Below are 23,349 nucleotides of genomic sequence, written 5' to 3' on the forward strand. Positions count from 1 at the left end.
CCATGGCCGAACCCACTCCCGCCGAGCGCTACGCCGCCGCGAAGGCCCGCACCACCCGGGCCAAGGCCGACGCCGGGGAGCTCGGCCGGTTCCGCACCCTGCTCGACTTCGAGCTCGACGACTTCCAGGCCGACGCCTGCGCCGCCCTCGAGGCGGGTCGCGGGGTCCTGGTCGCCGCGCCCACGGGCGCCGGCAAGACCGTCGTCGGGGAGTTCGCCGTGCACCTGGCCCTCACCGGCGGCGGCAAGGCGTTCTACACCACGCCCATCAAGGCGCTCAGCAACCAGAAGTACCACGACCTCGTGCGCCGCCACGGCGCCGAGAACGTCGGCCTCCTCACCGGGGACACCGCCATCAACTCCGACGCGTCCGTGGTCGTCATGACCACCGAGGTGCTGCGCAACATGCTGTACTCCGGCTCCACCGCGCTGGAGGGCCTCGCGTTCGTCGTCATGGACGAGGTGCACTACCTCGCCGACCGGTTCCGCGGGCCCGTCTGGGAAGAGGTGATCATCCACCTGCCCGACCACGTGCAGCTCGTGTCCCTGTCCGCGACCGTGTCCAACGCCGAGGAGTTCGGCGACTGGCTCGCCACCGTGCGCGGCGACACCGTCGTCGTGGTCAGCGAGCGCCGCCCGGTGCCGCTGTGGCAGCACGTGGTGACGTCGTCGCCGGAGCAGCGGGGCGCGCCGCGCATGTTCGACCTGTACGCCGGGCACGTGGACCCGACCGACCCGGGGCCGAACCCGCCGATCGACCCGGACCTGGCGCGGGTGTTCCGCACGCACGCCCGCTCGGGCGGCGGTCGCGGTCCGGGACGCGGCAAGGGCGACCGCGGGTACCGGGGCAAGGGCGGGCGCACGGAGTCCGGTGCGGTGGCGCAGCGGCGCACGCCGCGCCGGCACGCGGTGGTGGAGTCGCTGGACGAGGCGGCGCTGCTGCCGGCGATCTACTTCATCTTCTCCCGCGCGGGCTGCGAGGGTGCGGTGGAGCAGTGCCTGCGGGCGGGGCTGCGGCTGACGGACGCGGAGGAGGAGGCGCAGATCCGGCGGATCGTCGAGGAGCGCACGATCACGGTGCCGCCGGAGGACCTCGACGTCCTCGGGTTCTGGCAGTGGCAGCACGCGCTGTCCCGGGGGATCGCGGCGCACCACGCGGGGCTGCTGCCGGTGTTCAAGGAGACGGTGGAGGAGCTGTTCGCGCGCGGTCTGGTGAAGGTCGTGTTCGCCACGGAGACCCTGGCGCTGGGCATCAACATGCCGGCGCGGTCGGTGGTGCTGGAGAAGCTGGTCAAGTGGGACGGCAGCGCGCACCAGCCGGTCACGCCGGGGGAGTACACGCAGCTGACGGGCCGGGCGGGGCGTCGCGGGATCGACGTCGAGGGGCACGCCGTCGTGGTGGACCACGAGGGCCTGGACCCGGTGGCGCTGGCCGGTCTGGCGTCGCGGCGCCTGTACCCGCTGCGGTCGAGCTTCCGCCCGACGTACAACATGGCGGTCAACCTGGTGGGTCAGGTGGGCGCCGAGCGGGCGCGGGAGGTCCTGGAGACGTCGTTCGCGCAGTTCCAGGCGGACCGTGGCGTGGTGGGGCTGGCCAAGCAGGCGCAGGCGCACGCGGAGGCCCTGGAGGGGTACCGCGAGGCGATGTCGTGCGACCGGGGCGACTTCGCGCAGTACGCGGGGTTGCGCCGGCAGATCTCCGACCGGGAGAAGGAGCTGTCGCGCGCGGCGCAGGGTGCGCGGCGCGCGGACGCGGTGGCGTCGTTGTCGGGGCTGCGGCGCGGTGACGTGGTGGAGGTGCCGTCGGGTCGGCGGCGCGGCTACGTCGTGGTGCTGGACCCCGGGACGCACGAGGGCGGGTTCGACGGGCCGCGTCCGACGGTGCTGACCCAGGAGCGGCAGGTCAAGAAGCTGACCCTGGCGGACGTGCCGGACGGGGTGCGGTCGGTGGCGCGGGTGCGGATCCCGAAGGCGTTCAACCCGCGCAAGCCGGACTCGCGGCGGGATCTGGCGTCGTCGATGCGGGCGGCGCTGGGGGCGAGCGCGGGCGCCGGGGAGGGGCGCGGCGGCGGACGCCGGCACGGCGCGGACGCGGCGACGGACCGGGAGCTGGCGCGGCTGCGGGCGGCGCTGCGGGCGCACCCGTGCCACGGCTGCCCGGACCGGGAGGACCACGCGCGGTGGGCGCAGCGCGCCGACACCCTCGCGCGCGAGCACGACAAGCTGGTGCAGCGCATCCACGGGCGCACCGGGTCGATCGCGCGGGTGTTCGACCGCACGTGCGACGTGCTGGGCGAGCTGGGCTACCTGGAGCGGCGCGACCGCGTCGTGCACGTGACCGACGCCGGGCGGCGGCTGGGGCGGCTGTACGCGGAGGACGACCTGCTGCTGGCCGAGTGCCTGCGCCTGGGCGTGTGGGACTCCCTCAACCCGGCCGAGCTCGCCGCGGCGGTGTCGGCGGTGGTGTACGCCTCGCGCCGCGAGGAGGGGTCGGTGCACGTGCCGGGCGGGCCGGAGGGTCGCCTCGCCCGGGCGGTGGACGCCACGGCGGACGTGTGGGCGCGGCTGCAGGACCTGGAGTCCGCGCACGGCCTGGAGGTGACCGGCCCCCTGGACGCGGGCCTGGTGGCGCCGGTGCACCGGTGGGCGTCGGGACGCAGCCTGGAGACGGTGCTGCGCGGCACGGACGTCGCCGCGGGCGACTTCGTGCGGTGGTGCAAGCAGGTCGTGGACGTCCTCGACCAGCTCGCCTCGGCGGCACCCCGCCCGGCCGTGCGGGCGGCGGCGCGCGCCGCGCAGGACGCCGTGCTGCGCGGCGTCGTGGCGCACTCGGTGGTGTGACGTGCCCCGCCGCCCCGGGTGAGGTGTCCCGGCGGCGCCGGAGCCGGTCGCGTGGTGCTCTAGGCTTTCGGCCGTGACCTCCACGCTTTACCACAACGGTGTCGTCCACTCGTCCGCGGACCCGTTCGCCGAGGCGATCCTCGTCGACGACGGCGTGGTCACCTGGCTGGGTGCGCAGGACACCGCCACGGGGCTCGCCGCGCGGGCCGACGAGGTGGTCGACCTCGGCGGCGCCCTCGTCACCCCCGGGTTCGTCGACGCGCACGTGCACGTCCTGGCCACGGGCCTCGCCCTGGAGTCGGTGGACGCCGCGGCCGCCGCCGACCCGGCCGCCGTCCTCGGGCTCCTCGCCGACGCGGCGCGGGCGCTGGAGGCCGCCGACCCGGCCGGGACGCGCGTCCTGCTCGTGGCCGGGGTCGACCCGGCGCTGCGGCCCGCCCTGGCCGACCTCGACGCCGCCACGGGCGGGCGCCCCACCCTGGCGGCCACGACCGACGGCGGCGCCGTCGTGTCGACGTCGCTGGCGGCCCGCTGCGGCCTCGACCGCGACCCCGCGTGGACGGGCGGACCCGACGGGGACGGCGTGGTGGACCGCGCGACGCACGAGCGGCTGCGCGCGTACCTGCCCGCCCTCGACCCGGGCCTGCGCGAGCGCGCCACCACCGCGGCGCTGCGGCACGCCGCCGCGCGCGGCGTGGTGTCCGTGCACGAGATGTCCACCCCCGCGCTGGACACCCGGGCCGGGCTCGCCGACCTGGTGCGCCTCACCACCGCGGACCCGACCCTGCCGCACGTCGTGGCCTACCGCGCCGAGCTGTGCACCACGCCCGAGCAGGCCGCCGCGCTGCGCGCCGAGCTGCCGTTCCTCACCGGGATCGCCGGGGACCTCGCCGTCGACGGCACCCTGGCCGACCGCACCGCCGCGCTGCGCAGCCCGTACGCCGACCTGCCGCACGGGCCCGGCTCCACCGACGCGTCCGGCGCCCTGGCGCTCACCGCCGAGCAGATCGCCGCGCACCTGCTCGCCAGCCAGTCCGCCGGCCTGCAGGGCGGCTTCCACGTCCTGGGCGACCGCGCCATGGACGAGCTGACGCGCGCCCTGGACCTGGCCTCCGAGGCGTCGGGCACCGGACCGTTGCGGGCCGGGCACCACCGCGTCGAAGGTGCCCTGTTCGTGGACGCGGCCGCGCTGGCCACCCTGCTGCTGCACGGGATCGCGCTGTCCATCCAGCCCGCCTACGACTCCACCTGGGGCGGCCCGGACGGCATGTACGCCGCCCGGCTCGGCGGCCCGCGCGCCGCCAACCTGTCCCCGTTCGCCGACCTGGCGGGCGCCGGCGTGCCGCTGGCGTTCGGGTCGGACTCCCCGACCACCCCGCTCGACCCGTGGCAGGCGGTGCGGGCCGCCGTCGGGCACGCCGACCCCACCCAGCGCATCAGCGCCCGGTCCGCGTTCCGCGCGCACTCGCGCGGCGGCTGGCGCCTGGCCGGGCTCGACCACACCGGCGCGGGCGAGCTGCGGGTCGGCGCGCCCGCCCACCTGGCGGTCTGGCGGGCCGAGCACCTCACCGTGCAGGCCGCCCCCGGACGGCTGTCGCAGTGGAACCCCGAGGCCGCGGCCGGGCAGCCCCTCCTGCCGGACCTCGCCGACGACGCCCCCGCCCCGCGGTGCCTGCGCACCGTGCGCGACGGCGTCGTGACGTTCGACGAGCTCGACTGACGTGGCCGCCGCCGACGGCGCCACGAGCGCCCGCCCCGCCCCGTCCCGCCCCGCCGGTGCGCCCCGCCCGCGCCGTGCACGGTCCGGCCCGTCGCGGGGCGTGAGCCTGCTGCTGGCCGTCGCGGCGGGCGCCTGCCTGTGGGCGGCGTTCCCCGACGCAGGCTGGTGGCCGGCCGCGTTCGTCGGGGTCGGGCTGCTCTGGGCGGCGCTGCAGGGCGAGGGGCCACGGGCCGCGGGCCGGAACCTGCTCGTGGGGCTCGCGGCCGGGCTGACGTTCTGGTTCCCGCACATCTGGTGGGCGAACATCGCCACGGACACCGTGCCGTGGGTGGCGCTGTCCGTGATGGAGGCGCTGTTCCTCGCGGGGTTCGGCGTGCTGTGGACGGGGGTGCGGCGGCTGCCGCTGCTGCGCCCGGCCCGGCCCGGCGCGTCGCGGGCACGCCGGATCGGCGGGCCCGTCGCCCACGCGGCGGCGTTCGCGCTGGTCTTCGTCGCGGTCGAGCAGTGGCGCTCGGAGATGCCCTTCGGCGGGTTCCCGTGGGGACGCCTCGCGTGGGCGATGGTCGACGCCCCCACGGGGCGCGCGGCGTGGCTCGGCGGCACCACCCTGGTGACGTTCCTCGTGGCGTTCGTCGGCGTCCTGCTTGCCCTGGCCGTCGCCCGGGTCATCGCCGCCGTGACCGCCCGGCGGCGCGGCGCGCAGGACGCGCACGGCGACCCGGCGGACGCGGCCGCCACCGGTCCGGGTGCCAAGGGCTCCGCCACGCACGGGGTGAGCGCCGGCGTGCTCGTCGCCGTCGCGGCGGTGGCCGCGCTGTTCCCCGCGCTGCTGCCGCTGCCCGCGGGCGACGACCCGGCCGCACCGGTCGCCACCGCCGACCTCGACACCCGCACCGTCGACGCGGACGTCGCGACCCACGAGGGACCGGGACCGGTGCTGCGCGTCGGGGCCGTGCAGGGCAACGTGGCCGAGCCGGGGCTCGGGTCGTTCGCGAACCGCGCCGAGGTGCTGAACAACCACCTGGAGGGCACGTACGCGCTCGCGCAGCGCGACGCGGACCTCGACGTCGTGCTGTGGCCGGAGAACGGCTCCGACCTCGACCCGCAGGAGGTCCCGGAGGTCGCGACGGCCCTCGACGACGCCGCCGAGGCCGTCGGCGCGCCGATCCTCGTCGGGGCGCAGGAGTTCCCCGCCACGGGAGGCCGGTACAACGTGTCCCTGCTGTGGCAGGCGGGCGAGGGTGTCACCGGCCGGTACGCCAAGCAGCACCCCGCACCGTTCGGGGAGTACATCCCCCTGCGGTCGTTCGTGCGGATCTTCTCCGCCGAGGTCGACCGCGTCACCAACGACATGCTGCCCGGCACCGAGCCGGCCGTGATCGACCTGCCCCGCGCCGACGGCCCCGCCGTCCCGATGGCGACCGTCATCTGCTTCGAGGTCGCGTACGACGAGATCGTGCGCGACGCCGTGCAGCGCGGCGCCCAGGTCCTCGTCGTGCCCACGAACAACGCCTCCTTCGGGTACTCCGCGGAGTCGACGCAGCAGCTGCAGATGACGCGCATGCAGGCGATGACGACCGGGCGCGCCGCCGTGCAGGTCTCCACCGTCGGGGTCTCGGGCGTCGTCGCCCCCGACGGCACCCTCGTGGCAAGCACCGACCTGTTCACCGCGGACGAGATCGTCGCCGAGCTCCCGCTGCGCACCACCCTCACCCCCGCCGTGCGGGCCGGCTACTGGCCCGGCTGGCTGGCGGGAGTGGCGGCGGCGGCGCTGGTCGTGGCAGGGTTCGCCTCTGGACTGCGGAGCCGACGCCTCGAGGAGGACGCGTGAGGACCCTGGTGATCATCCCGACGTACGACGAGCGGGAGTCCCTGCCGGTGACCCTCGGGAGGCTTCGCGCCGCCGTGCCGGACGCCGACGTGCTCGTCGTGGACGACGCGTCCCCGGACGGCACCGGGCAGTGGGCCGACGAGGCCGCCGCGACCGACCCGGCCGTGCACGTGCTGCACCGTCGCGGCAAGGGCGGGCTCGGCGCCGCGTACGTCGCCGGGTTCGCGTGGGGCCTCGAGCGCGGCTACGACGTCCTGTGCGAGATGGACGCCGACGGCTCCCACCGGCCCGAGGAGCTGCCCCGCCTGCTGGAGCGGTCCGCCGCCGCCGACCAGCCCGCGCTCGTCATCGGGTCACGGTGGGTGCCCGGCGGGCAGGTCGTCAACTGGCCGTGGCACCGCATGGTCCTGTCGCGGGGCGGCAACACGTACGTGCGCCTCGCGCTCGGCATCGGCGTCAAGGACGCCACCGGCGGCTACCGGGCGTTCCGCGCCGCCACGCTGCGCGGCCTCGACCTGCCGTCGGTGGAGTCCCACGGCTACTGCTTCCAGGTCGACATGACGTGGCGGGTGCTGCGCGGCGGCGGCACCGTCGCGGAGGTGCCGATCACGTTCGTCGAGCGCACCGCCGGGGTGTCGAAGATGTCCCGCTCGATCGTCGTCGAGGCGCTCACCAAGGTCACCGGCTGGGGTGCCGCGCACCGGTGGGCGCAGCTGCGCGGCCGCGAGCGCCGCACCGTCACCACGCGCGCCTGACCCGGGGCGGTCCCGGGCACGACGAAGGGCGCCGCTCCCGTGGGGGAGCGGCGCCCTTCGTCGTCGGTACGGACGGTTCCGCTACCGCGTCACCTCCGGCTCAGGCAGGGCGAGTGCCGCCCGAGCCTGCGGTTCCGCCACCGGCTCAGGCGGAGCGGCGGAGCTTGCCGGCGCGCAGCAGCTCCAGGCGCTCGTCGAGGAGCTCCTCGAGCTCGGAGACGGTGCGGCGCTCGAGCAGCATGTCCCAGTGGGTGCGCTGCGGCTTGGTGGGCTTGGCCTCGGGACGCTCGGCGTCGCGCAGGAGCGCCTCGCCACCGCACTGGCACTCCCACAGCGGGGGCACCTCGGCCTCGGTGGAGAACGGCAGGATGATGGTGTGGCCGTTGGGGCAGTCGTAGTGCGCCTGGAACCGCGGGGCGAAGTCCACGCCCTCGTCGGACTCCATGCTCTTGCTGCCGATGCTCATGCCACGCAGGGAGCGGTCGGGCATGTCGTCCTCCACTGGTCGAGGGGTTGGGGGGGCCTTGGGTGCCAACGCGCTGCCGACGACGGTTGTTCCGTGCGGGCGTGAAGGTCCGGTGAAGCGTACCGGCGTCCCGGGGTGCCGGGACGCCGTGGTCGGGACCAGGGTCGCCGGGCCCGCGTCCGGACGCAAGTCGGAGGGGCCCCGCAGGGGGTGGTTGTGGGTGAGGTCACCCGGCCCGGTCACGGCGTCGCGCTGCGGCGGCCCGCGGGTCGGGAACAATGGGGGATGCCTCCTGGTTGGGGCGGGTACATGCAAACGCATGGACCTTCAGGAAGGGAGCCCGCCGTGCAGTTCGGCATCTTCTCCGTCTCCGACGTCACGACCGACCCGACGACGGGGCACACGCCCGACGACACCGAACGTGTCCGGGCGATGCTGACCATCGCCCGCCACGCGGACGAGGCCGGTCTGGACGTCTTCGCCACGGGGGAGCACCACAACCCCCCGTTCGTCGCCTCCAGCCCGACGACGATGCTCGGCTACCTCGCCGGCGTGACCAAGAACATCACGCTGTCGACGGCGACCACGCTCATCACCACCAACGACCCCGTGCGCCTCGCCGAGGAGTACGCGATGCTCCAGGTGATCTCCGGTGGCCGCATGGACCTCATGATGGGCCGCGGCAACACCGGGCCCGTCTACCCCTGGTTCGGCCAGGACATCCGCAACGGCATCCCGCTCGCCATCGAGAACTACGCGTTGCTGCGCCGGCTGTGGACCGAGGACGTCGTGGACTGGGAGGGCAAGTTCCGCACCCCCCTGCAGGGCTTCACCGCCACCCCCCGCCCCCTGGACGGCGTGCCGCCGTTCGTGTGGCACGGCTCCATCCGCTCCCCGGAGATCGCCGAGCAGGCCGCCTACTACGGCGACGGGTTCCTGCACAACAACATCTTCTGGCCGATGCACCACACCCGGCAGATGGTGCGGTTCTACCGCCAGCGCTACGAGCACTACGGGCACGGTCGCGCCGACCAGGCCGTCGTCGGGCTCGGCGGGCAGGTGTTCGTCCGCAAGAACTCCCAGGACGCCGTCCGTGAGTTCCGCCCCTACTTCGACGTCGCCCCCGTCTACGGCCACGGCCCGTCCCTGGAGGACTTCTCCGCCCAGACGCCCCTGACCGTCGGGTCCCCGCAGCAGGTCATCGACCGCTACGGCGCGTTCGTCGACGAGGTCGGCTACTACCAGCGCCAGATGTTCCTCGTCGACCACGCCGGGCTGCCCCTCAAGACCGTCCTGGAGCAGATCGACCTCCTCGCCGGCGAGATCGTGCCCGCCCTGCGCACCATCGTCGAGGCCAAGCGCCCCGCCGACGACGTCCCGCTGAACCCGCCCACCCACGCCGAGCGCGTCGCCGCCGCCCGGGCCGCCGGCCGCACCGGCGCCACCCACGTCGGCGACGGCAGCGACGACGTCACCGGCCGTCGTGCCGAGGAGGAGGTCCGATGAACGCCACCCGCACCCTCGTGGTCGTCGCCGCCGGGCTGTCCCAGCCGTCCTCGACCCGCCTGCTCGCCGACCGCCTCACCGCCGCCACCCGCGACGCCCTCGAGCTCGAGGGGTACACCGTGCAGGTCGAGGTCGTGGAGCTGCGCGAGCACGCCCACGCGATCGTCGACGCCATGCTCACCGGGTTCCCGTCCGGCGACCTCGCCGCCGCCCTGGAGACGATCGCCCGCGCCGACGGGCTGATCCTGGTGACCCCGCTGTTCACCACCACCTACTCGGGGCTGTTCAAGTCGTTCCTCGACATCCTCGACACCGAGGTCCTCACCGGCATGCCGGTGCTGCTCGGCGCCACCGGCGGCACCCCGCGTCACTCCCTGGCGCTGGAGTACTCCCTGCGGCCCCTGCTCACCTACCTGCACGCCGACGTCGTCACCACCAGCGTGTTCGCCGCCACCGACGACTGGGCGGGCGACCCGGAGACCGCCGGGGCGCTCACCCGCCGCATCGACCGGGGCGGGCGCGAGCTCGCCGTGGCGGTGGGGCGCTCGCGGCGCACCGGCCCGGTCGACCCGTTCGCCGCGACGCCCGACTTCACCGACCTGCTCGGCGGGAGCTGAGCCGGTCGGCCACGGTCCCCGTGACCGGCACCGACGCAGGCCCGCGACGTCGATAGGCTGACTCCTATGCGCGTACTGGTCTCCGGCGGTGCCGGTTACATCGGGTCCCACACCGTGCTCTCGCTCGTCGCAGCGGGGCACGACGTCGTCGTGGTCGACGACTACTCCAACTCCAAGCCCACCGTCGTGGGCCGTCTCGAGGCGCTGTCCGGCGTGCACGTGCCCGTGCACGCCATCGACCTCACCGACGCCGGCAAGACCGAGCGGCTCTTCGCGCAGGAGCGGATCGACGCCGTCGTCCACTTCGCGGGCTACAAGGCCGTGGGGGAGTCCGTGGCCAAGCCGCTGGACTACTACCGCAACAACCTCGACTCCACGCTCTCCCTGCTGGAGGCGATGCGCCGCCACGACGTCCACCGCCTCGTGTTCTCCTCCTCGGCGACCGTCTACGGCGAGCACGCCCCCGTGCCGTACACCGAGGACTACGAGCACCTGTCGTCCTCCTCGCCGTACGGGCAGACCAAGGTGATGATCGAGCGGATCATGACCGACGTCGCCGCCGCCGACCCGCGCCTGCGCGTCGCGCTGCTGCGCTACTTCAACCCCGTCGGCGCGCACCCCTCCGGCCAGATCGGCGAGGACCCGCAGGGCATCCCCAACAACCTCATGCCGTTCATCGCGCAGGTCGCCGTCGGGCGCCGCGACAAGCTCACCGTGTTCGGCGACGACTACCCGACCGCCGACGGCACGTGCGAGCGCGACTACCTGCACGTCGAGGACCTCGCCGCCGGGCACGTCGCCGCCCTGGAGCACCTCGACGACATGGTCGCCCCGGTGCGCGCGTTCAACCTCGGCACCGGCACCGGCACGTCCGTGCTCGCGATGATCCAGGCGTTCGAGCGCGCCGTCGGACGCGAGCTGCCCTACGAGGTCGGCCCGCGCCGCGCCGGCGACCTGCCCGCCTTCTGGGCCGACCCCACCCGCGCCCAGACCGAGCTCGGCTGGCAGGCCGTCAAGACGATCGACGACATGTGCGCCGACACGTGGCGCTGGCAGCAGGCCAACCCCCAGGGCTTCCCCGACGCCTGACCGTGCCGTCCGCCCCGGCCCGCGCTCGCGGCCGGGGCGGACGCGCCCACCCGGACGCGGCGCCCTGACCTGCCCGGACGTCCACCCGTCGGTGCCGCCCCGGTCTTGCGTGCGACGTCGCGCGGCGCGAGGATGTGCCCATGTCCGACGCCGCACACCCCGCCCCTCGCTGGGACCCGGGTGCCCGCTACCGCACCTCGACGCTGCGCCCCGCCGAACCCGGCCACCTCGCCGGCCGGCTCGTGCGCGGCCCCGCCGTGCGCACCGCGGTGTTCGACCGCCCCGTGTGGCGCGCCGACCTCGGCCACGGTGGCGTCGCCACCGCCGTCGGGAGCGTCGTGGCCGCCTACCGCCGCGGCGTCGTGGACACCTCCGGCCTCGTGCGCGCCGTCGGCCGCGCGCTCGGACGCACCGACCGCTGACGGCCCCTCGACGCACGGCCGACGCACGAACGCTCGCGACGACAAGTCGACCGGTCCGCGCACCGATGCCCTGCGACCCACCGGGGTCGCAGGGCATCGTCGCGCCACGGCCCGGCAGCGCCCCGCACGATGACGCGACGCGGCGGCGTCGCACCGGGCCGGCACGCCAGGCGTCCGGTCACAGCACCTCGTCGAGCCCCACGTGACGCAGCGACAGCGCGCCCGCGACCGCCGGGTGCACCACCTGGCCGTCGTGCGTGTTCAGCCCCGCCGCGAGCGCCGCGTCACCGCGCGACGCCTCGCGCCACCCGGCGTCCGCGAGCGCCACCGCGTACGGCAGGGTGACGTTCGTCAGCGCGTACGTCGACGTCCGCGCCACCGCGCCGGGCATGTTCGCCACGCAGTAGAAGACGGTGTCGTGCACCCGGTAGGTGGGACGGTCGTGGGTGGTGGCGTGGGAGTCCTCGAAGCAGCCGCCCTGGTCGATCGCGACGTCGACCAGCACCGACCCGGGGCGCATCGCGGCGACCAGCTCGTTGCTCACCAGCACCGGCGCCTTCGCGCCCGGCACGAGCACGGCACCGACGACGAGGTCGGCCTCGAGCACCGCCTCGGTGACGGTCAGCCGGTTCGAGGCGAGGGTCTGCACCCGCCCGCCCAGCTCCCGGTCCGCGGCGCGCAGCACGTCGACGTTCCGGTCGAGCAGGGTGACGCGGGCACCCATGCCCGCGGCGACGCGCGCCGCGTTCATGCCGGACACCCCGGCACCGATCACCACGACGTGCCCCGCGGCGACGCCCGGCACCCCGCCGAGCAGCACCCCGCGCCCCCCGGCGGCGTTCTGCAGGGTGGCGGCCCCGACCTGCGTGGCCAGGCGCCCCGCGACCTCCGACATGGGGGCGAGCAGCGGCAGTGCGCCCGAGGCCGTCTGCACCGTCTCGTAGGCGATCGCCGTGACCCGGCGGGCCAGCAGCTCCTCGGCGAGCGCCTTGTCCGCGGCCAGGTGCAGGTAGGTGAACAGGGTCTGCCCCTCGCGCAGGTGCCCGTACTCGGACGCGACCGGCTCCTTGACCTTGAGCACGAGCTCCCCGGCGTCCCAGGTGGTGGCGGCGTCCGGGGTGAGGCGCGCCCCCGCGGCGACGAAGTCGTCGTCGCTGATCCCGGCGCCGAGCCCGGCCCCGGCCTGGACGTGCACGCGGTGCCCGCGCACGGTGAGCTCGTGCACGCCGGCCGGGGTGATCGCCACCCGGCCCTCGTGGTTCTTGACTTCGGTGGGGACGGAGACGTCCATGGGTCCGCCTTCAGGTCGGGCTCGGTGTGCGAGCAGGCTCCAACGGTCGGGGTGTGACCGCGATCACCACCAGTGTGAGGCACCTGTTCGGCAGATCGACGCCGATCGGTCAATCCTTCGGTAGATTGACGTCATGGTGTCAGAATCTTCGAGACGCCCGACCGTGGCGGGCACCCCGGCGCACGATCTGCGGAACCGGCTCGCCGGCCACTCCGGCCTCGAGCGCCGCCCCGAACGCTCCGTGCGCCTCGACGACGTCGACCACCGCATCCTCGCGGCGCTCGCGGACGACGCCCGCCTGGCGAACAACGCGCTGGCCGCGCGGGTGGGGGTGGCGCCGTCGACGTGCCTGGCGCGGGTGCGCCGGCTGCGTGACGAGGGCGTGATCCGCGGCTTCCACGTGGACGTCGACCCGGCCCGCGCCGGGCGGCCCCTGCAGGCGATCGTCGCGGTGCGGATGCACGGTGCGGCACGCGCGCACCTGCAGCAGTTCGCGCGCGAGCTCGTGGCGCTGCCCGGCGTGCTCGACGTGTTCCTCCTCGGCGGTGCGCACGACTTCTTCGTGCACGTGGCCGCGCCCGACACCGACGGTCTCAACGAGTTCGTCATCACGAACCTGTCGGCGAACCCCGGGGTCGCGCTCACGGAGACCAACCTCGTGTTCCAGCACGCGCGGGGCGCCTGGGCCTGAGCTGACCCGCCGGGTCAGGCGTCCCGGTGCTCGCGCGCGGACAGCACCGCGCGCAGGCCCGCGGCCTCGCCCTCGGCCTGGGCGCGGGCGGCGGCCTGCACGGCCCGGTCCCGCTCCGCCTCGACCGCCTGCTCGCGGGCCTCGCGCAACGCGTCGCGCAGCGCCTGGACCTCGCCGTCGAGGCGGGCGGCGTCCACGCGGGCGGACTGCGCGTCCCCCTCGGCGACGGCGGCGTCCTGACGGGCACGCGCCACCTCGGCGCGGGCGTCGTCGAGGCGGGAGCGCAGGTCGTCGGCGGCGCGGCGTTCCGCGCCGACCTGCTCGTCGGCACGGACGTGGTCGCGCTCGGCGGCCGCGCGTGCCTCGTCGGCGACGGCCAGGCGGCGCCGCAGGTCGTCGACCTCGCCGTCCCGGGCGGCGAGGATGGCACGCAGCTCGTCGGCGGTGGCGGCGGACCGCACCGCGGCGCCGTCGGCGGTGCGGCGCGCGGTGGTCTCGCCGGCGAGCCGCGCGGCCAGGTCGTCGGCGCGGGCGTCGGCGAGCCCGGCCTCGGCCCGCGCCGTGGCGAGCTGCTCGCGGACGTCGTCGAGGTCGGCCGCGAGGAGCAGGGTGTCCGTGCGGGCCGCCTCCACGTCGACCCGGGCGCGGGCCAGGTCCTCCTCGTGCGTGTCGTGCGCCCGGACGACGGCCTCGCGCCACAGCACACCGACGCCCCGCTCGACCACCTGGGTGAGCGCTGCCGGCACCGGCGGGGTGCGGGCGGCGTCGGCCGTGGCGGCGGCCCGCTCGGCACGCCAGGTGCGCAGGTGCTCGGTGGCCAGCGCGTTGGAGCAGCCCGCCCGGTCGCGCACCGTGGCGACGGTCACCTGACCGCCCTCGGCGGCGAGGGCGTCGGCCGCGGCGAAGACCCGTTCGCGCGGCCCGGCCGACAGGGTCGTCACCGCGCCGGCGGCTCGTGTCGCCTGGTCGGCCGCGGCGACCTGCTCGCCGGCGGGCGGACCTGCGTCGTGGCCCGCACGCTCCCGGGGATCGGGGAGCGTCGCGACGGGCGGCCGGCCGGGAGCGTCCGCGGGGGCGGGTCCGGTGGACTCGTCCGGCCGGGTCGGCGGGGCGGTGGTCGGCTCGACGGGCATGGGGTCACCTCGGGGTGGTCGGCTCGACGGGCATGGGGTCACCTCGGGGTGGTCGGCTCGACGGGCATGGGGTCACCTCGGGGTGGTCGGCTCGACGGGCATGGGGGTCACCTCGGGGTGGTCGGCTCGACGGGCATGGGGGTCACCTCGGGGTGGTCGGCTCGACGGGCATGGGGGTCACCTCGGGGTGGTCGGGCGTGCGGTCAAGGGGGCGATCGGGCGTGAACGAGGGCGGTGCGGTGACGCCGGGCCGGGGTGGACGTCCTCCGGCGACGGCGCGCAGGAGACGTCTGGGACAGCTCGGCGGCGTCCCCCTGCCCTGTCGGAGAGCCGTCGGAGCGGAGTAGTAGGCGGAGTAGGGCGATCCTACGGCGATTCCTCCCTTTTGTCTGCCGACACCCGCTTTTCCAAAGCGGGTGCGCAAAGGCGCGTTGAGCATCGTGGCGAACCCCGTTTGTGCAGGTCAGAGGGCTGCGACGGCACGCAGCGGGGACACCCCGGCCGGGTTCGCGGTCGCCTCGGTGAGCACATGGTGTGCATCGGTTGTCGCGTCGTGCGCCGCGAACTGCGCGGACATCGCCTCGCCCAGCCGGTCGAGGTCGTCCTCGAACAGACCGGCGTAGGTGCGCAGCGTCAGCACGGGGGACTCGTGCCCGAGTAGCCGCTGCACGGCCTTGACGGTGGCGCCGCCCGCGATCGCCAGGGACGCGGCCGTGTGCCGCAGGTCGTGCAGGGTCAAGGTGGCGAAGTCCTCCGCGCCGGGCGCCAGGGTCACGCGCGCCACGGCCGCGAGCGCCCGGGTGCGCGAGATGCGCTGCGCCCGGTCCAGGTGGTCGCGCGCCGCCCGGTCGGCCTCGACGAGCGCCTGCCAGGTGGCGGCACCCACGACGCCGTCGACCCGCAGGCCCGCCCGGCGCTGCACCTCGCGCACCGCGACGAGGGTGCCCGCGTCGAACAGGCCGCTGACGGGCACGCCGAGGAGCTCCTGCAGGGTGGACACCGCGCCGCCCGCCGCACGGACCGCGGGTCGGAACGCGTGCCGGTCGAAGCTCTCCCGACGCAGCGGCGCCCCGGACCGCCCGGTGAACAGCAGGTCCGGTCCGCCGGCCAGCAGCGCCTCGACGTCACCGGCGAGCACGCCGGGCAGCGGCACCTCGCGGCGGGCGTGCGTCTTGGTGTCGCCGAGCAGGACGGTGCCGTCGTCGAGGCGGGTGTACGCGCGCTCCACGGTGACGCGCCGGCGCAGCAGGTCCACGTCGCCGCCGCGCAGCGCCGACACCTCGCCCCAGCGCAGCCCCGTCAGGCCCGCCAGGAGCACCAGGGTGCGGGCCTGCGGCGTCCCGGCGGCGTCCGCGACCCGCCGCAGCTGCTCGTGCGACAGGTACCGGTGCGGCTTCGTCTTGGGGGCGCGGGGCAGCGACGGCACCCGCCCCGAGGGCGTGCGCGCCGGGTTCGACGTCAGGCGCCGCGCGTCCACCGCGCCGTCGAGGAGCGCCACCAGGAGGCGCACCGCGTCGCGGCGCCGCGCCGGGGACGCGACCTGCCCCGTGCGGGGCGCCGTCATCGTCGCCGCCCACCGCGCCACGTCGTCGTGCGCGACCTGCCGCAGCGGGGTGTCGCCGAACGTCGGCGCCACCAGGGACGCGAACCGCTCCCGCTCGGCCTCAAGCGTGCGCGGCGCCCGGTCCACGCGGCCCGCCTGCCACGCGACGAACCAGTCGCCCACCGTCGCGGTGCCCGACCGGGGGTCCACCCACTCGCCGCGCTTTCCCGCCTCCTCGGCCCGCCGCGCCTCCGCGAGCGCGTCACGCCGCGACCGGAACGCGCGCGTGCTGCGCAGCCGCCCGTCCACCCGGAACCGCCCCACGTGAGCGGTCGACCCGTCGCGCGCGGTCCGCTTCTCGGTGTACGCCATGAGGCGGACCCTACCGGTCGCCCACGACGCGCTGACCAGCAGCAAGACACCCCCCGTGGACGCGGCGCGGGCACCGGCCCGCTACCGTGGACCGGTGCCCGCCACCGTCGTGACCAGCCGACCCGACGCCCCCTGGCTCCCGCCCGGCGGGCGCGCCGACGTCGTCCTCGACCCGGACGGCGCGCCACCCGCCCCCACCGGCCTGGTGCGGCTGCTGCTGCGCAGCGGCGACGACGTGTTCTGCGTGCCCCGCGACGGCGGCACCGGACGCCTCGACCTGCCGACCTGCGTCGTCCCCGACCACGACGACGGCCGCACCGCGGCACTCGGGCTGGCGCGCGCCGTCCTCGGCCGCGACGTCGTGCCGACCATGGTGGGGTACGTCCGCAACGAGGTCCTCCTGCCAGGCGCCGCGTCAGGGAACTATCCGTGGCCCGCCCCCGTGTGCCACTTCACCGTCTGGCAGGCGACCGGCACCCCGCACCTGCCCGGCACGTGGCTGCCCACCGACGCCGCCTCACCGTTGGCCGACCGGCACTGGTGGCCGCTCCTGGCCGCACCGTCGCGGCTTGCCGTCACGTCATGACGGCCCCGCCCTGGCAGTCGGCGGTCGCGCACGTGCGCACCCTCGCCGCCGGTCCGCCGCTGCCGCCGGAGGCGCGCGTCGTGGTGCACTTCCACCCCGACGCGCCGGCCGCACCGGAGCGGACCGTGCTCGAGGCGATCGTCGCGGACGGCGTCTACCGCAGCCAGTTCGAGACCGGGACGAGCAACGGCGGCCTGACCGCCCACCGCGGCGGTGACCGCTGGGCGTGGGAGAGCCGCCTGTTCGGTCGCGCCTACGACACCGCCCCGTCCGGCGAGCGTCCCCGCTACGGCGCGCTGGCCCTCCACGACGACCCCTACGGCGCCGCGCCCCGCTTCGGGTCCTGCCACCTGCGGCTGCAACCCCACGTCCTGGCACGGACCACGTTCTGCTTCCCCGACAGCGCCCACGACCCGCACCGGTTCGGCACGGTCGACCGCTGCGACCTGCCCGCCGCGCTGGCCGCCGCCCCGCCCGCGGATCCTCTCGACCGGTACGTCGAGGCGCACGTGCACGGCGGCGTCCGCCTCGCCGAGGACGTCCAGGCGATCGTGCTCGACCCGTCCTACCGTGGAACGGCGCTCGCGGACGTCGCGGCGGGAGCCGGTGTGGCGGTGCGGTGGCATGCGGGGTACCGGACGTCGGTCGCCTCGCTCGACCCGGCCTATCGAGGACGGGAACCGGTGCGTCTCGCCGCACGGATCGCCGGGCAGGGCCTCCTCACACCCGCCCGCATGGGGTCGTGGCGGGCCCGGGACGACGTCGACGCCCGGGCCCTCAAGCAGGTGTGGCACCTGCTGGCCCGCTTCGGGCGGGCCGCCCCGCACCGCGCCGGGTGAGGCGGCGGGCGCCGTTCAGACGCCGGTGGACCCGTCGACGGCCTCGCGCAGGAGGTCGGCGTGGCCGAGGTGGCGGGCGTACTCCTGGACGAGGTGCAGCAGGATCCAGCGCAGCGGGACGGGCCCGTCCTCGTCCGGGTTCACCGCGAGGTCGTCGAGGTCGGCGCCCGCGACGATGCGTTCGGTGATCCGCTGGGTCTCGTCGAGCCAGGCGAACAGGTCGGCGGGGTCGTCCGCGGCCGCGGTCGTGAACGTCCAGCCCTCGTCCCCGTCGGGGTCCCACTGCGCGAACCACGACGGGCGCTCCACACCGCCGGCGAACGTGAGGTTGACCCAGCCCGCCTCGACGACGGTGAGGTGCTTGAGCAGCCCGCCGAGGGACAGGTCGCTGGGTGCGTGCCGCCGGGCGAGCTGTTCGGCGTCGAGGCCGGAGCACTTCCACCGCAGCGTGTCCCGCGCCCAGGCGAGGTAGCCGACGTAGAGGTCCTTCTCACCGGCGTCGCGGGCGTAGCTCGCGCGGTCCTGCGGATCGGTGACGGTCGTCATCGTCCGACGGTAGCGCCGGCGGCGCCCGCACGTCCCCTGGTCGGGGTGGCGGCCGCCGGGCGGGTCACAGGGGCGCGGCCACCAGGGTCATCGTCATGAACACGCTGTTCGGGTCCGGGCCGTAGTGCGCGAACGGTCCGCACTCGACGAACCCGCGCCGCGCGTACAGGGCGCGTGCCGGCGCGAAGAACGGTTCGGCGCCCGTCTCCAGGCTGACGCGCACGTACCCGCGCTCCTGGGCGAGGTCGAGGAGCCGGTCCAGCACCGCCGACGCGACGCCCTGCCCGCGCGCCGCGCGCAGGGTCCGCATCGACTTCAGCTCGCCGTGCCCGCCCGGGCCCGCCTCGATCTCGCGCAGCGCCCCGCAGCCCAGCAGGGCGCCGTCGTCGTCGCGCGCCGTGACGAACCGGACCGACGGCACCGCGAGCGCCGACGCCTCCAGGGCGTGCACGGACTCGGGGGGAGAGGTGGCCCGCATCTCGGCCAGGTGCTCGTCGAGGAGCAGCTGGACGTCGTCGCGCAGGGGGGAGTCCAGGGAGACGTTCACGACGTCATCGTCCGACGCGGATGTGTCGCGAATGTTGCGTCGCCGACGAGCTCGTCCAGGAGCGTGGCGGCGGCCGCGGGGTCCTCGAGGCAGGGCAGGTGCCCGGCCCAGGCGAGGCGGCGGGACCGGGCGCCGGGGATCGTGGCGACGAGGTGGTCGGCCACGGCCCGGAAGTGCGGCAGGTCGTGCCGGCCGGCCACGACGGTCGTGGGCACGTCCAGGGCCTCGGGCCGCACCTCGACGCGGCGGGCGCTGCCGGGCTCCACGCCGCGGGCGGCGGCGTCGGCCTCGGCGGCGAGCTGCACGTCGAACGCGCGACGCTGCAGGGTCGTGAGCGTCGTGCGCGCGGCGGCGTCCGCGGCGGGTCCGAGCCACGTGTCGACGTTCAGCGTCACCGCGCCCGCCACGTCACCGCCCGTGAGCAGGGCGTCCTCCCGGGCACCGAACCGTGCGAGGCGTTCGTCGCCGGCGTCGAACCCGCGCAGGGCGGGGGACAGCAGCACCAGGGCAGCCACACGCTCCGGGTGCAGGGTGGCCAGCTCCAGCGCGACCCGGCCGCCGTGACTGTTGCCCACCACCACCGCGGACGTCATGCCCACGTGGTCCATGACGGCGGCGACGTCGTCGGCGTCCGCGTACGGCTCGTGCGGCAGCGGCGAGGCGCCGAAGCCGCGCAGGTCGGGGCTCAGCACCCGCCGGGACGCGGCGAGGGCGGGCACCACCCGATCCCAGAGGCGGCGGTCACCGACCCCGGCGTGCAGCAGGACGACGTCGGGGCCGGCACCGGCCAGGTCGTGGGCGAGGATCACCACCGCATCGTAGTGCGGGCCACGGCGGTGCCCGCCCGGCCCCACCAGGGCGGACGCGGCGCGGCCGGGAACCGGGCCCGGTCCGCGGACCCGCTCTCGTGCCCGGTCAGCGACCCGCGTCGGCGAGCGCCGCCGCGATCATGCGGTGCCCCTGCGCCTCGAACTCCGTGTCCCCGACGAGGTGCGCCCACGCGGCCGTCCCGATCGCCTCGCGCAGCAGCACCCGCCGCCACGCCGACCCGTCGGGCCAGGGCGCGCCGTACCCCTCGACGAACGCGTCGCGCAGCGCACCCGGCGCCGCGAGCTGCTGCCGGGCGAGACGCGCGAGGTCCGTGCGCGCGGGCCGCCACTGCGCCCTGCCGAGATCGATGACCCGCACCGTCCGGTCGTCGACCACCCAGTTGCGCGGCTGGAAGTCCCCGTGGGTGGGCACCACCCGCACCGGAGGATGCTCGTGGGAGCGCAGCACGGCCCGCAGCCGCGCCACCACGTCCCCGGCGATCCGGTGCGGACCGTCCAGCCACGCCAGCGCACGGGCGTCCTCCGCCGACTCCCAGTCCCCGTCGACCCGCGACCCCAGGCCGTGCAGCTCCGCCAGCAGCCGACCCGCCTGCCGGTACGTGTCCGGCGTCCGCTCCGCCCGGTCGCCCTCGACCAGCCGCCCGTCCAGCCACACCGTGGCCAGCAGCCGCCGCTCCCGGTCCGCGTGCAGCAGCCGCGGCCACCGCCCCGCCGGCGCCAGGGGAGCGAGCCACTGCTCGTGCGCCGCGATCTCCCGCGCCAGGTGATGGTCCCGCGGCCCCGCCGCCTTGAGCGCGACGTCCGGCCCGTCCGGGCGCGCCAGGCGCAGCACCCGCGTCGACGTCAACCCCCACGAGGCGTCCGCCACGACCTCCACCTCGCCGAACCAGCGCGCGACCAGGGCACGCTGCGCATCGTCCAGGCCCGCCAGGGAGGTCATCGCCGCAGGGTACCGGTCCCCGGGAGGTCCCCGGCGAAGCCCACCACGCCGCGCGGGCGCGCGCCCCGCCGCCTCCCCGCTCGCCCCCAGGGGCGGCCACTAGCCTGACCGCGTGACCCCCCGACACGCCCTCACCCTGACCTCCCTCACCCTGACCGCCACGGCGGCGCTCGCGGCCTGCAGCCCTGCGCCGGACCTGTCCGGTCGCACGTTCGTGGCGCTCGACGCCACGGGGGAGCGGCTGGTCGACGGATCGCGCGTGGTGCTCGCGTTCCGCGAGGACGCCGTCGGCGCGCAGCCGGGCTGCAACAGCATGTCGGCGCCTGCCACGTGGGACGACGGGGTGCTGCGCCTGACGGGCGGACTCACCTCGACGCGGATGGCGTGCACGGACGAGCTGATGGCGCAGGACGACTGGTTCGCGGCCCTGCTCGCCGCGTCGCCGACCCTGGACCTGCAGGACGGCGTGCTGACCCTCGGCGGTGAGGACGTCACCGTGACCCTCGTCGAGGAGGCCGCCGAGGAGTCCTGAGCGGGCAGGTGTGACCTCTCGGGCGGGGGAGGATCACACCGTCGACGGTGGTGTGGTCAGACCATAGCCGTTAGAGTGGAGGCAACGTCAGGACGGGGCCCGCCGCACGACGGCCGGACCCCGCCACGCCACACCGCAAGGTCCGACCCCAGGAGGTCACCATGGCCATGAAGGCAGCCGTCGTCACCGAGTTCCGCGCCCCCCTCGCCGTCACCGACGTCGACCTCCCCACCCCCGGCCCGGGCCAGGCCCTCGTCAAGGTCCTGTACTCCGGCGTCTGCCACACCGACCTCCACGCCGCGCACGGCGACTGGCCCGTCAAGCCGACCCCGCCCTTCATCCCCGGCCACGAGGGCGTCGGCGAGGTCGTCGCCGTCGGTGACGGCGTCACCCGGATGAAGGTCGGCGACACCGTCGGCAACGCCTGGCTGTGGAGCGCCTGCGGCGAGTGCGAGTTCTGCGAGACCGGCCGCGAGACCCTCTGCCCGAACCAGCAGAACGGCGGCTACTCCGTCGACGGCTCCTTCGGCCAGTACATGCTCGTCGACGCCACCTACGCCCCGATCGTGCCCGCCGGCGTCGACCTCGCCGCCGCCGCGCCGATCCTGTGCGCCGGCGTCACCGTGTACAAGGGCCTCAAGGAGTCCGAGGTCAAGCCCGGCCAGTGGGTCCTCATCTCCGGCATCGGCGGACTCGGCCACATCGCCGTGCAGTACGCCCGCGCCATGGGCATGCGCGTCGTCGCCGTCGACGTCTCCGACGACAAGCTCGCCCTGGCCCGCAAGCACGGCGCCGAGGCGACCGTCAACGCCCTCACCGAGACCGACGTCGTCGCCACGATCCAGGAGGTCACCGGCGGTGGCGCCCACGGCGGCCTCGTGACCGCCGTCAACGGCAAGGCGTTCCCGCAGGCCGTCGGCGGACTGCGCCGCGGCGGCACCGTCTCCCTCGTGGGCCTGCCCCCGGAGCAGTTCGGCCTCGACATCTTCTCCACCGTCCTGTTCGGGCTGACCGTGCGAGGCTCCATCGTCGGCACCCGCAAGGACATGGCCGAGGCCCTCGACTTCTTCGCCCGCGGCCTCATCGACCCCACCTACACCGTCCGCCCCCTGGCGGACATCAACGCCATCTTCGACGAGATGCTGGACGGCAAGATCGACGGCCGCATCGTCATGGACATGCACGCCTGACCAGGCGTGCACCGCGCTCCCACCTCCCTTCCCCTCACCGGGAGCGCACCGACGGCCGGACCTGCACCCGCAGGTCCGGCCGTTCGACGTCCCCGACGACCCCGTACGCCCCGGCGTGGCAGCATCGACCCATGACCCGCACCGCCGCCGACCAGCGGCTGCGCGACCTCGCCGTCCTGCGCCGCGTCCGCGACCGCATCGACCGCGACCACGCCCAGCCCCTGGACGTCACCGCGCTCGCCGCCGACGCCGGGATGTCGGCCGGGCACCTCAGCCGGCAGTTCCGCGCCGCGTACGGCGAGTCGCCGTACAGCTACCTCATGACCCGCCGCGTCGAGCGGGCGATGGCGCTGCTGCGCCGCGGCGACCTGTCCGTCACCGAGGTGTGCTTCGCCGTGGGGTCCAGCTCGCTGGGCACGTTCACCACCCGGTTCACCGAGCTGGTCGGCATGCCGCCGGGGGAGTACCGGCGCCGCGCCGCCGCCGCCGCCGCCCACGAGCTGCCCTCCTGCGTCACCAAGCAGGTCACCCGACCGGTCAGGAATCGAGAAGCGCCGCCACGGGCCCAGCCCTAGCGTGGACGGCATGGACCTCACCCTGCACACCACGTTCCTGCCCCACACCGACCCCGAGGCGTCCCTGCGCTTCTACCGCGACCTGCTGGGCTTCGAGCTCACCCAGGACGTCGGCCAGGGCGACATGCGCTGGCTCACGTTCGTCGCGCCGACCCAGCCGGGCGTCCGCCTCGTCCTCACCCCGCCCGTCGCCGACCCCGGCGTGAGCGACGACGAACGCCGCACCGTCGTCGAGCTCATGGCCAAGGGCGTCTACCAGTCGATCATCCTCGCCACGAAGGACCTCGACGGCACCTTCGCCCGCCTCCAGGGCTCCGACGTCGAGGTCGTCTCCGAGCCGACCGACCAGCCGTGGGGCGTGCGCGACTGCGCGTTCCGCGACCCCGCCGGCAACATGGTCCGCATCGACCAGGTGGCCTGACCACCCCGTCCGGCGCACCCGCGCGACCACCCACCCGCCGACTCCCGCCGGACGTCGGCCCCCGCCA

Annotated in this window: 23 protein-coding genes; 15 read left to right on the forward strand and 8 right to left on the reverse strand. The window is 75.7% G+C overall.

Annotated elements, in window-relative coordinates:
* Nucleotides 1-2: 2 nt before the first annotated feature.
* From ATJ88_RS09345 to ATJ88_RS09360, 4 genes are all read left to right on the forward strand, one after another.
* Nucleotides 3-2,840: a DEAD/DEAH box helicase gene (locus tag ATJ88_RS09345; protein ID WP_098463598.1), complete on the forward strand. Its 2,838-nt coding sequence runs from the start codon at nt 3-5 to the stop codon at nt 2,838-2,840.
* Nucleotides 2,841-2,913: 73 nt separating this feature from the next.
* Nucleotides 2,914-4,560, forward strand: coding sequence for an amidohydrolase (locus ATJ88_RS09350; protein ID WP_098463599.1), 1,647 nt, complete (start codon nt 2,914-2,916; stop codon nt 4,558-4,560).
* Nucleotide 4,561: 1 nt separating this feature from the next.
* The gene (lnt, locus tag ATJ88_RS09355) at nt 4,562-6,391 is read left to right on the forward strand and encodes an apolipoprotein N-acyltransferase (protein WP_098463600.1); all 1,830 of its coding nucleotides are present in this window, start codon (nt 4,562-4,564) and stop codon (nt 6,389-6,391) included.
* Complete coding sequence (locus ATJ88_RS09360; protein WP_098463601.1) at nt 6,388-7,146, forward strand: polyprenol monophosphomannose synthase; 759 nt, start codon at nt 6,388-6,390, stop codon at nt 7,144-7,146. The genes lnt and ATJ88_RS09360 overlap by 4 nt, the downstream gene beginning before the upstream one ends.
* A 145-nt stretch (nt 7,147-7,291) precedes the next feature.
* On the opposite strand, the gene ATJ88_RS09365 is transcribed toward ATJ88_RS09360, so the two are convergent.
* Nucleotides 7,292-7,636, reverse strand: coding sequence for an RNA polymerase-binding protein RbpA (locus tag ATJ88_RS09365; RefSeq protein ID WP_068204838.1), 345 nt, complete (start codon nt 7,634-7,636; stop codon nt 7,292-7,294).
* Between the two features lie 321 nt (nt 7,637-7,957).
* Between ATJ88_RS09365 and ATJ88_RS09370 the strand changes: the two genes are divergently transcribed.
* From ATJ88_RS09370 to ATJ88_RS09385, 4 genes are all read left to right on the forward strand, one after another.
* Nucleotides 7,958-9,118: an LLM class flavin-dependent oxidoreductase gene (locus ATJ88_RS09370; protein WP_098463602.1), complete on the forward strand. Its 1,161-nt coding sequence runs from the start codon at nt 7,958-7,960 to the stop codon at nt 9,116-9,118.
* The gene (locus ATJ88_RS09375; RefSeq protein WP_098463603.1) at nt 9,115-9,735 is read left to right on the forward strand and encodes an FMN reductase; all 621 of its coding nucleotides are present in this window, start codon (nt 9,115-9,117) and stop codon (nt 9,733-9,735) included. The genes ATJ88_RS09370 and ATJ88_RS09375 overlap by 4 nt, the downstream gene beginning before the upstream one ends.
* A 66-nt stretch (nt 9,736-9,801) precedes the next feature.
* A complete protein-coding gene (galE, locus tag ATJ88_RS09380) occupies nt 9,802-10,824 on the forward strand; it encodes a UDP-glucose 4-epimerase GalE (protein WP_098463604.1) in 1,023 nt (340 codons plus the stop codon).
* A gap of 140 nt (nt 10,825-10,964) precedes the next feature.
* Nucleotides 10,965-11,246: a hypothetical protein gene (locus ATJ88_RS09385; protein WP_098463605.1), complete on the forward strand. Its 282-nt coding sequence runs from the start codon at nt 10,965-10,967 to the stop codon at nt 11,244-11,246.
* A gap of 178 nt (nt 11,247-11,424) precedes the next feature.
* On the opposite strand, the gene ald is transcribed toward ATJ88_RS09385, so the two are convergent.
* Nucleotides 11,425-12,537, reverse strand: a complete 1,113-nt coding sequence (gene ald / locus ATJ88_RS09390; RefSeq protein WP_098463606.1) for an alanine dehydrogenase — start codon at nt 12,535-12,537, stop codon at nt 11,425-11,427.
* A 133-nt stretch (nt 12,538-12,670) separates the two neighbouring features.
* Between ald and ATJ88_RS09395 the strand changes: the two genes are divergently transcribed.
* The gene (locus tag ATJ88_RS09395) at nt 12,671-13,228 is read left to right on the forward strand and encodes an Lrp/AsnC family transcriptional regulator (protein ID WP_098463607.1); all 558 of its coding nucleotides are present in this window, start codon (nt 12,671-12,673) and stop codon (nt 13,226-13,228) included.
* A gap of 14 nt (nt 13,229-13,242) precedes the next feature.
* Here the strand turns inward: ATJ88_RS09395 and ATJ88_RS09400 are convergent, their stop codons facing one another.
* Nucleotides 13,243-14,361: a DNA-binding protein gene (locus ATJ88_RS09400; protein ID WP_098463608.1), complete on the reverse strand. Its 1,119-nt coding sequence runs from the start codon at nt 14,359-14,361 to the stop codon at nt 13,243-13,245.
* A 463-nt stretch (nt 14,362-14,824) separates the two neighbouring features.
* Nucleotides 14,825-16,276 (reverse strand): tyrosine-type recombinase/integrase, encoded by a 1,452-nt coding sequence (locus ATJ88_RS18560; protein WP_211287492.1) that lies wholly within the window; start codon nt 16,274-16,276, stop codon nt 14,825-14,827.
* Nucleotides 16,277-16,370: 94 nt separating this feature from the next.
* Between ATJ88_RS18560 and ATJ88_RS09410 the strand changes: the two genes are divergently transcribed.
* Nucleotides 16,371-16,862 carry an NUDIX hydrolase gene (locus ATJ88_RS09410; RefSeq protein WP_098465240.1) on the forward strand — a complete coding sequence of 164 codons (492 nt, stop codon included), beginning with the start codon at nt 16,371-16,373 and terminating at the stop codon, nt 16,860-16,862.
* Nucleotides 16,859-17,701: a DUF3626 domain-containing protein gene (locus ATJ88_RS09415; protein ID WP_098463609.1), complete on the forward strand. Its 843-nt coding sequence runs from the start codon at nt 16,859-16,861 to the stop codon at nt 17,699-17,701. The genes ATJ88_RS09410 and ATJ88_RS09415 overlap by 4 nt, the downstream gene beginning before the upstream one ends.
* A 15-nt stretch (nt 17,702-17,716) precedes the next feature.
* Here the strand turns inward: ATJ88_RS09415 and ATJ88_RS09420 are convergent, their stop codons facing one another.
* The 4 genes from ATJ88_RS09420 to ATJ88_RS09435 form a co-directional block, all read right to left on the reverse strand.
* Nucleotides 17,717-18,247: a DinB family protein gene (locus ATJ88_RS09420; RefSeq protein WP_098463610.1), complete on the reverse strand. Its 531-nt coding sequence runs from the start codon at nt 18,245-18,247 to the stop codon at nt 17,717-17,719.
* 64 nt (nt 18,248-18,311) lie between these two features.
* Entirely contained in the window at nt 18,312-18,794 is a 483-nt protein-coding gene (locus tag ATJ88_RS09425) for a GNAT family N-acetyltransferase (RefSeq protein WP_245852291.1), read from the reverse strand.
* Complete coding sequence (locus ATJ88_RS09430) at nt 18,791-19,603, reverse strand: alpha/beta fold hydrolase (protein WP_098465242.1); 813 nt, start codon at nt 19,601-19,603, stop codon at nt 18,791-18,793. The genes ATJ88_RS09425 and ATJ88_RS09430 overlap by 4 nt, the downstream gene beginning before the upstream one ends.
* Before the next feature lie 106 nt (nt 19,604-19,709).
* Nucleotides 19,710-20,564: a phosphotransferase gene (locus ATJ88_RS09435; protein WP_098463611.1), complete on the reverse strand. Its 855-nt coding sequence runs from the start codon at nt 20,562-20,564 to the stop codon at nt 19,710-19,712.
* A 112-nt stretch (nt 20,565-20,676) separates the two neighbouring features.
* Between ATJ88_RS09435 and ATJ88_RS09440 the strand changes: the two genes are divergently transcribed.
* The 4 genes from ATJ88_RS09440 to ATJ88_RS09455 all read left to right on the forward strand — a co-directional run bounded on the left by ATJ88_RS09440 (nt 20,677) and on the right by ATJ88_RS09455 (nt 23,282).
* Nucleotides 20,677-21,096, forward strand: coding sequence for an META domain-containing protein (locus ATJ88_RS09440; RefSeq protein ID WP_098463612.1), 420 nt, complete (start codon nt 20,677-20,679; stop codon nt 21,094-21,096).
* Between the two features lie 167 nt (nt 21,097-21,263).
* Nucleotides 21,264-22,286: an alcohol dehydrogenase AdhP gene (gene adhP, locus ATJ88_RS09445; RefSeq protein ID WP_098463613.1), complete on the forward strand. Its 1,023-nt coding sequence runs from the start codon at nt 21,264-21,266 to the stop codon at nt 22,284-22,286.
* A 131-nt stretch (nt 22,287-22,417) separates the two neighbouring features.
* Nucleotides 22,418-22,861, forward strand: coding sequence for a helix-turn-helix transcriptional regulator (locus tag ATJ88_RS09450; RefSeq protein ID WP_098463614.1), 444 nt, complete (start codon nt 22,418-22,420; stop codon nt 22,859-22,861).
* Between the two features lie 10 nt (nt 22,862-22,871).
* Entirely contained in the window at nt 22,872-23,282 is a 411-nt protein-coding gene (locus tag ATJ88_RS09455) for a VOC family protein (protein ID WP_098465243.1), read from the forward strand.
* Nucleotides 23,283-23,349: the final 67 nt, after the last annotated feature.

Source organism: Isoptericola jiangsuensis (assembly GCF_002563715.1).
Classification (GTDB): Bacteria; Actinomycetota; Actinomycetes; order Actinomycetales; family Cellulomonadaceae; genus Isoptericola; species Isoptericola jiangsuensis.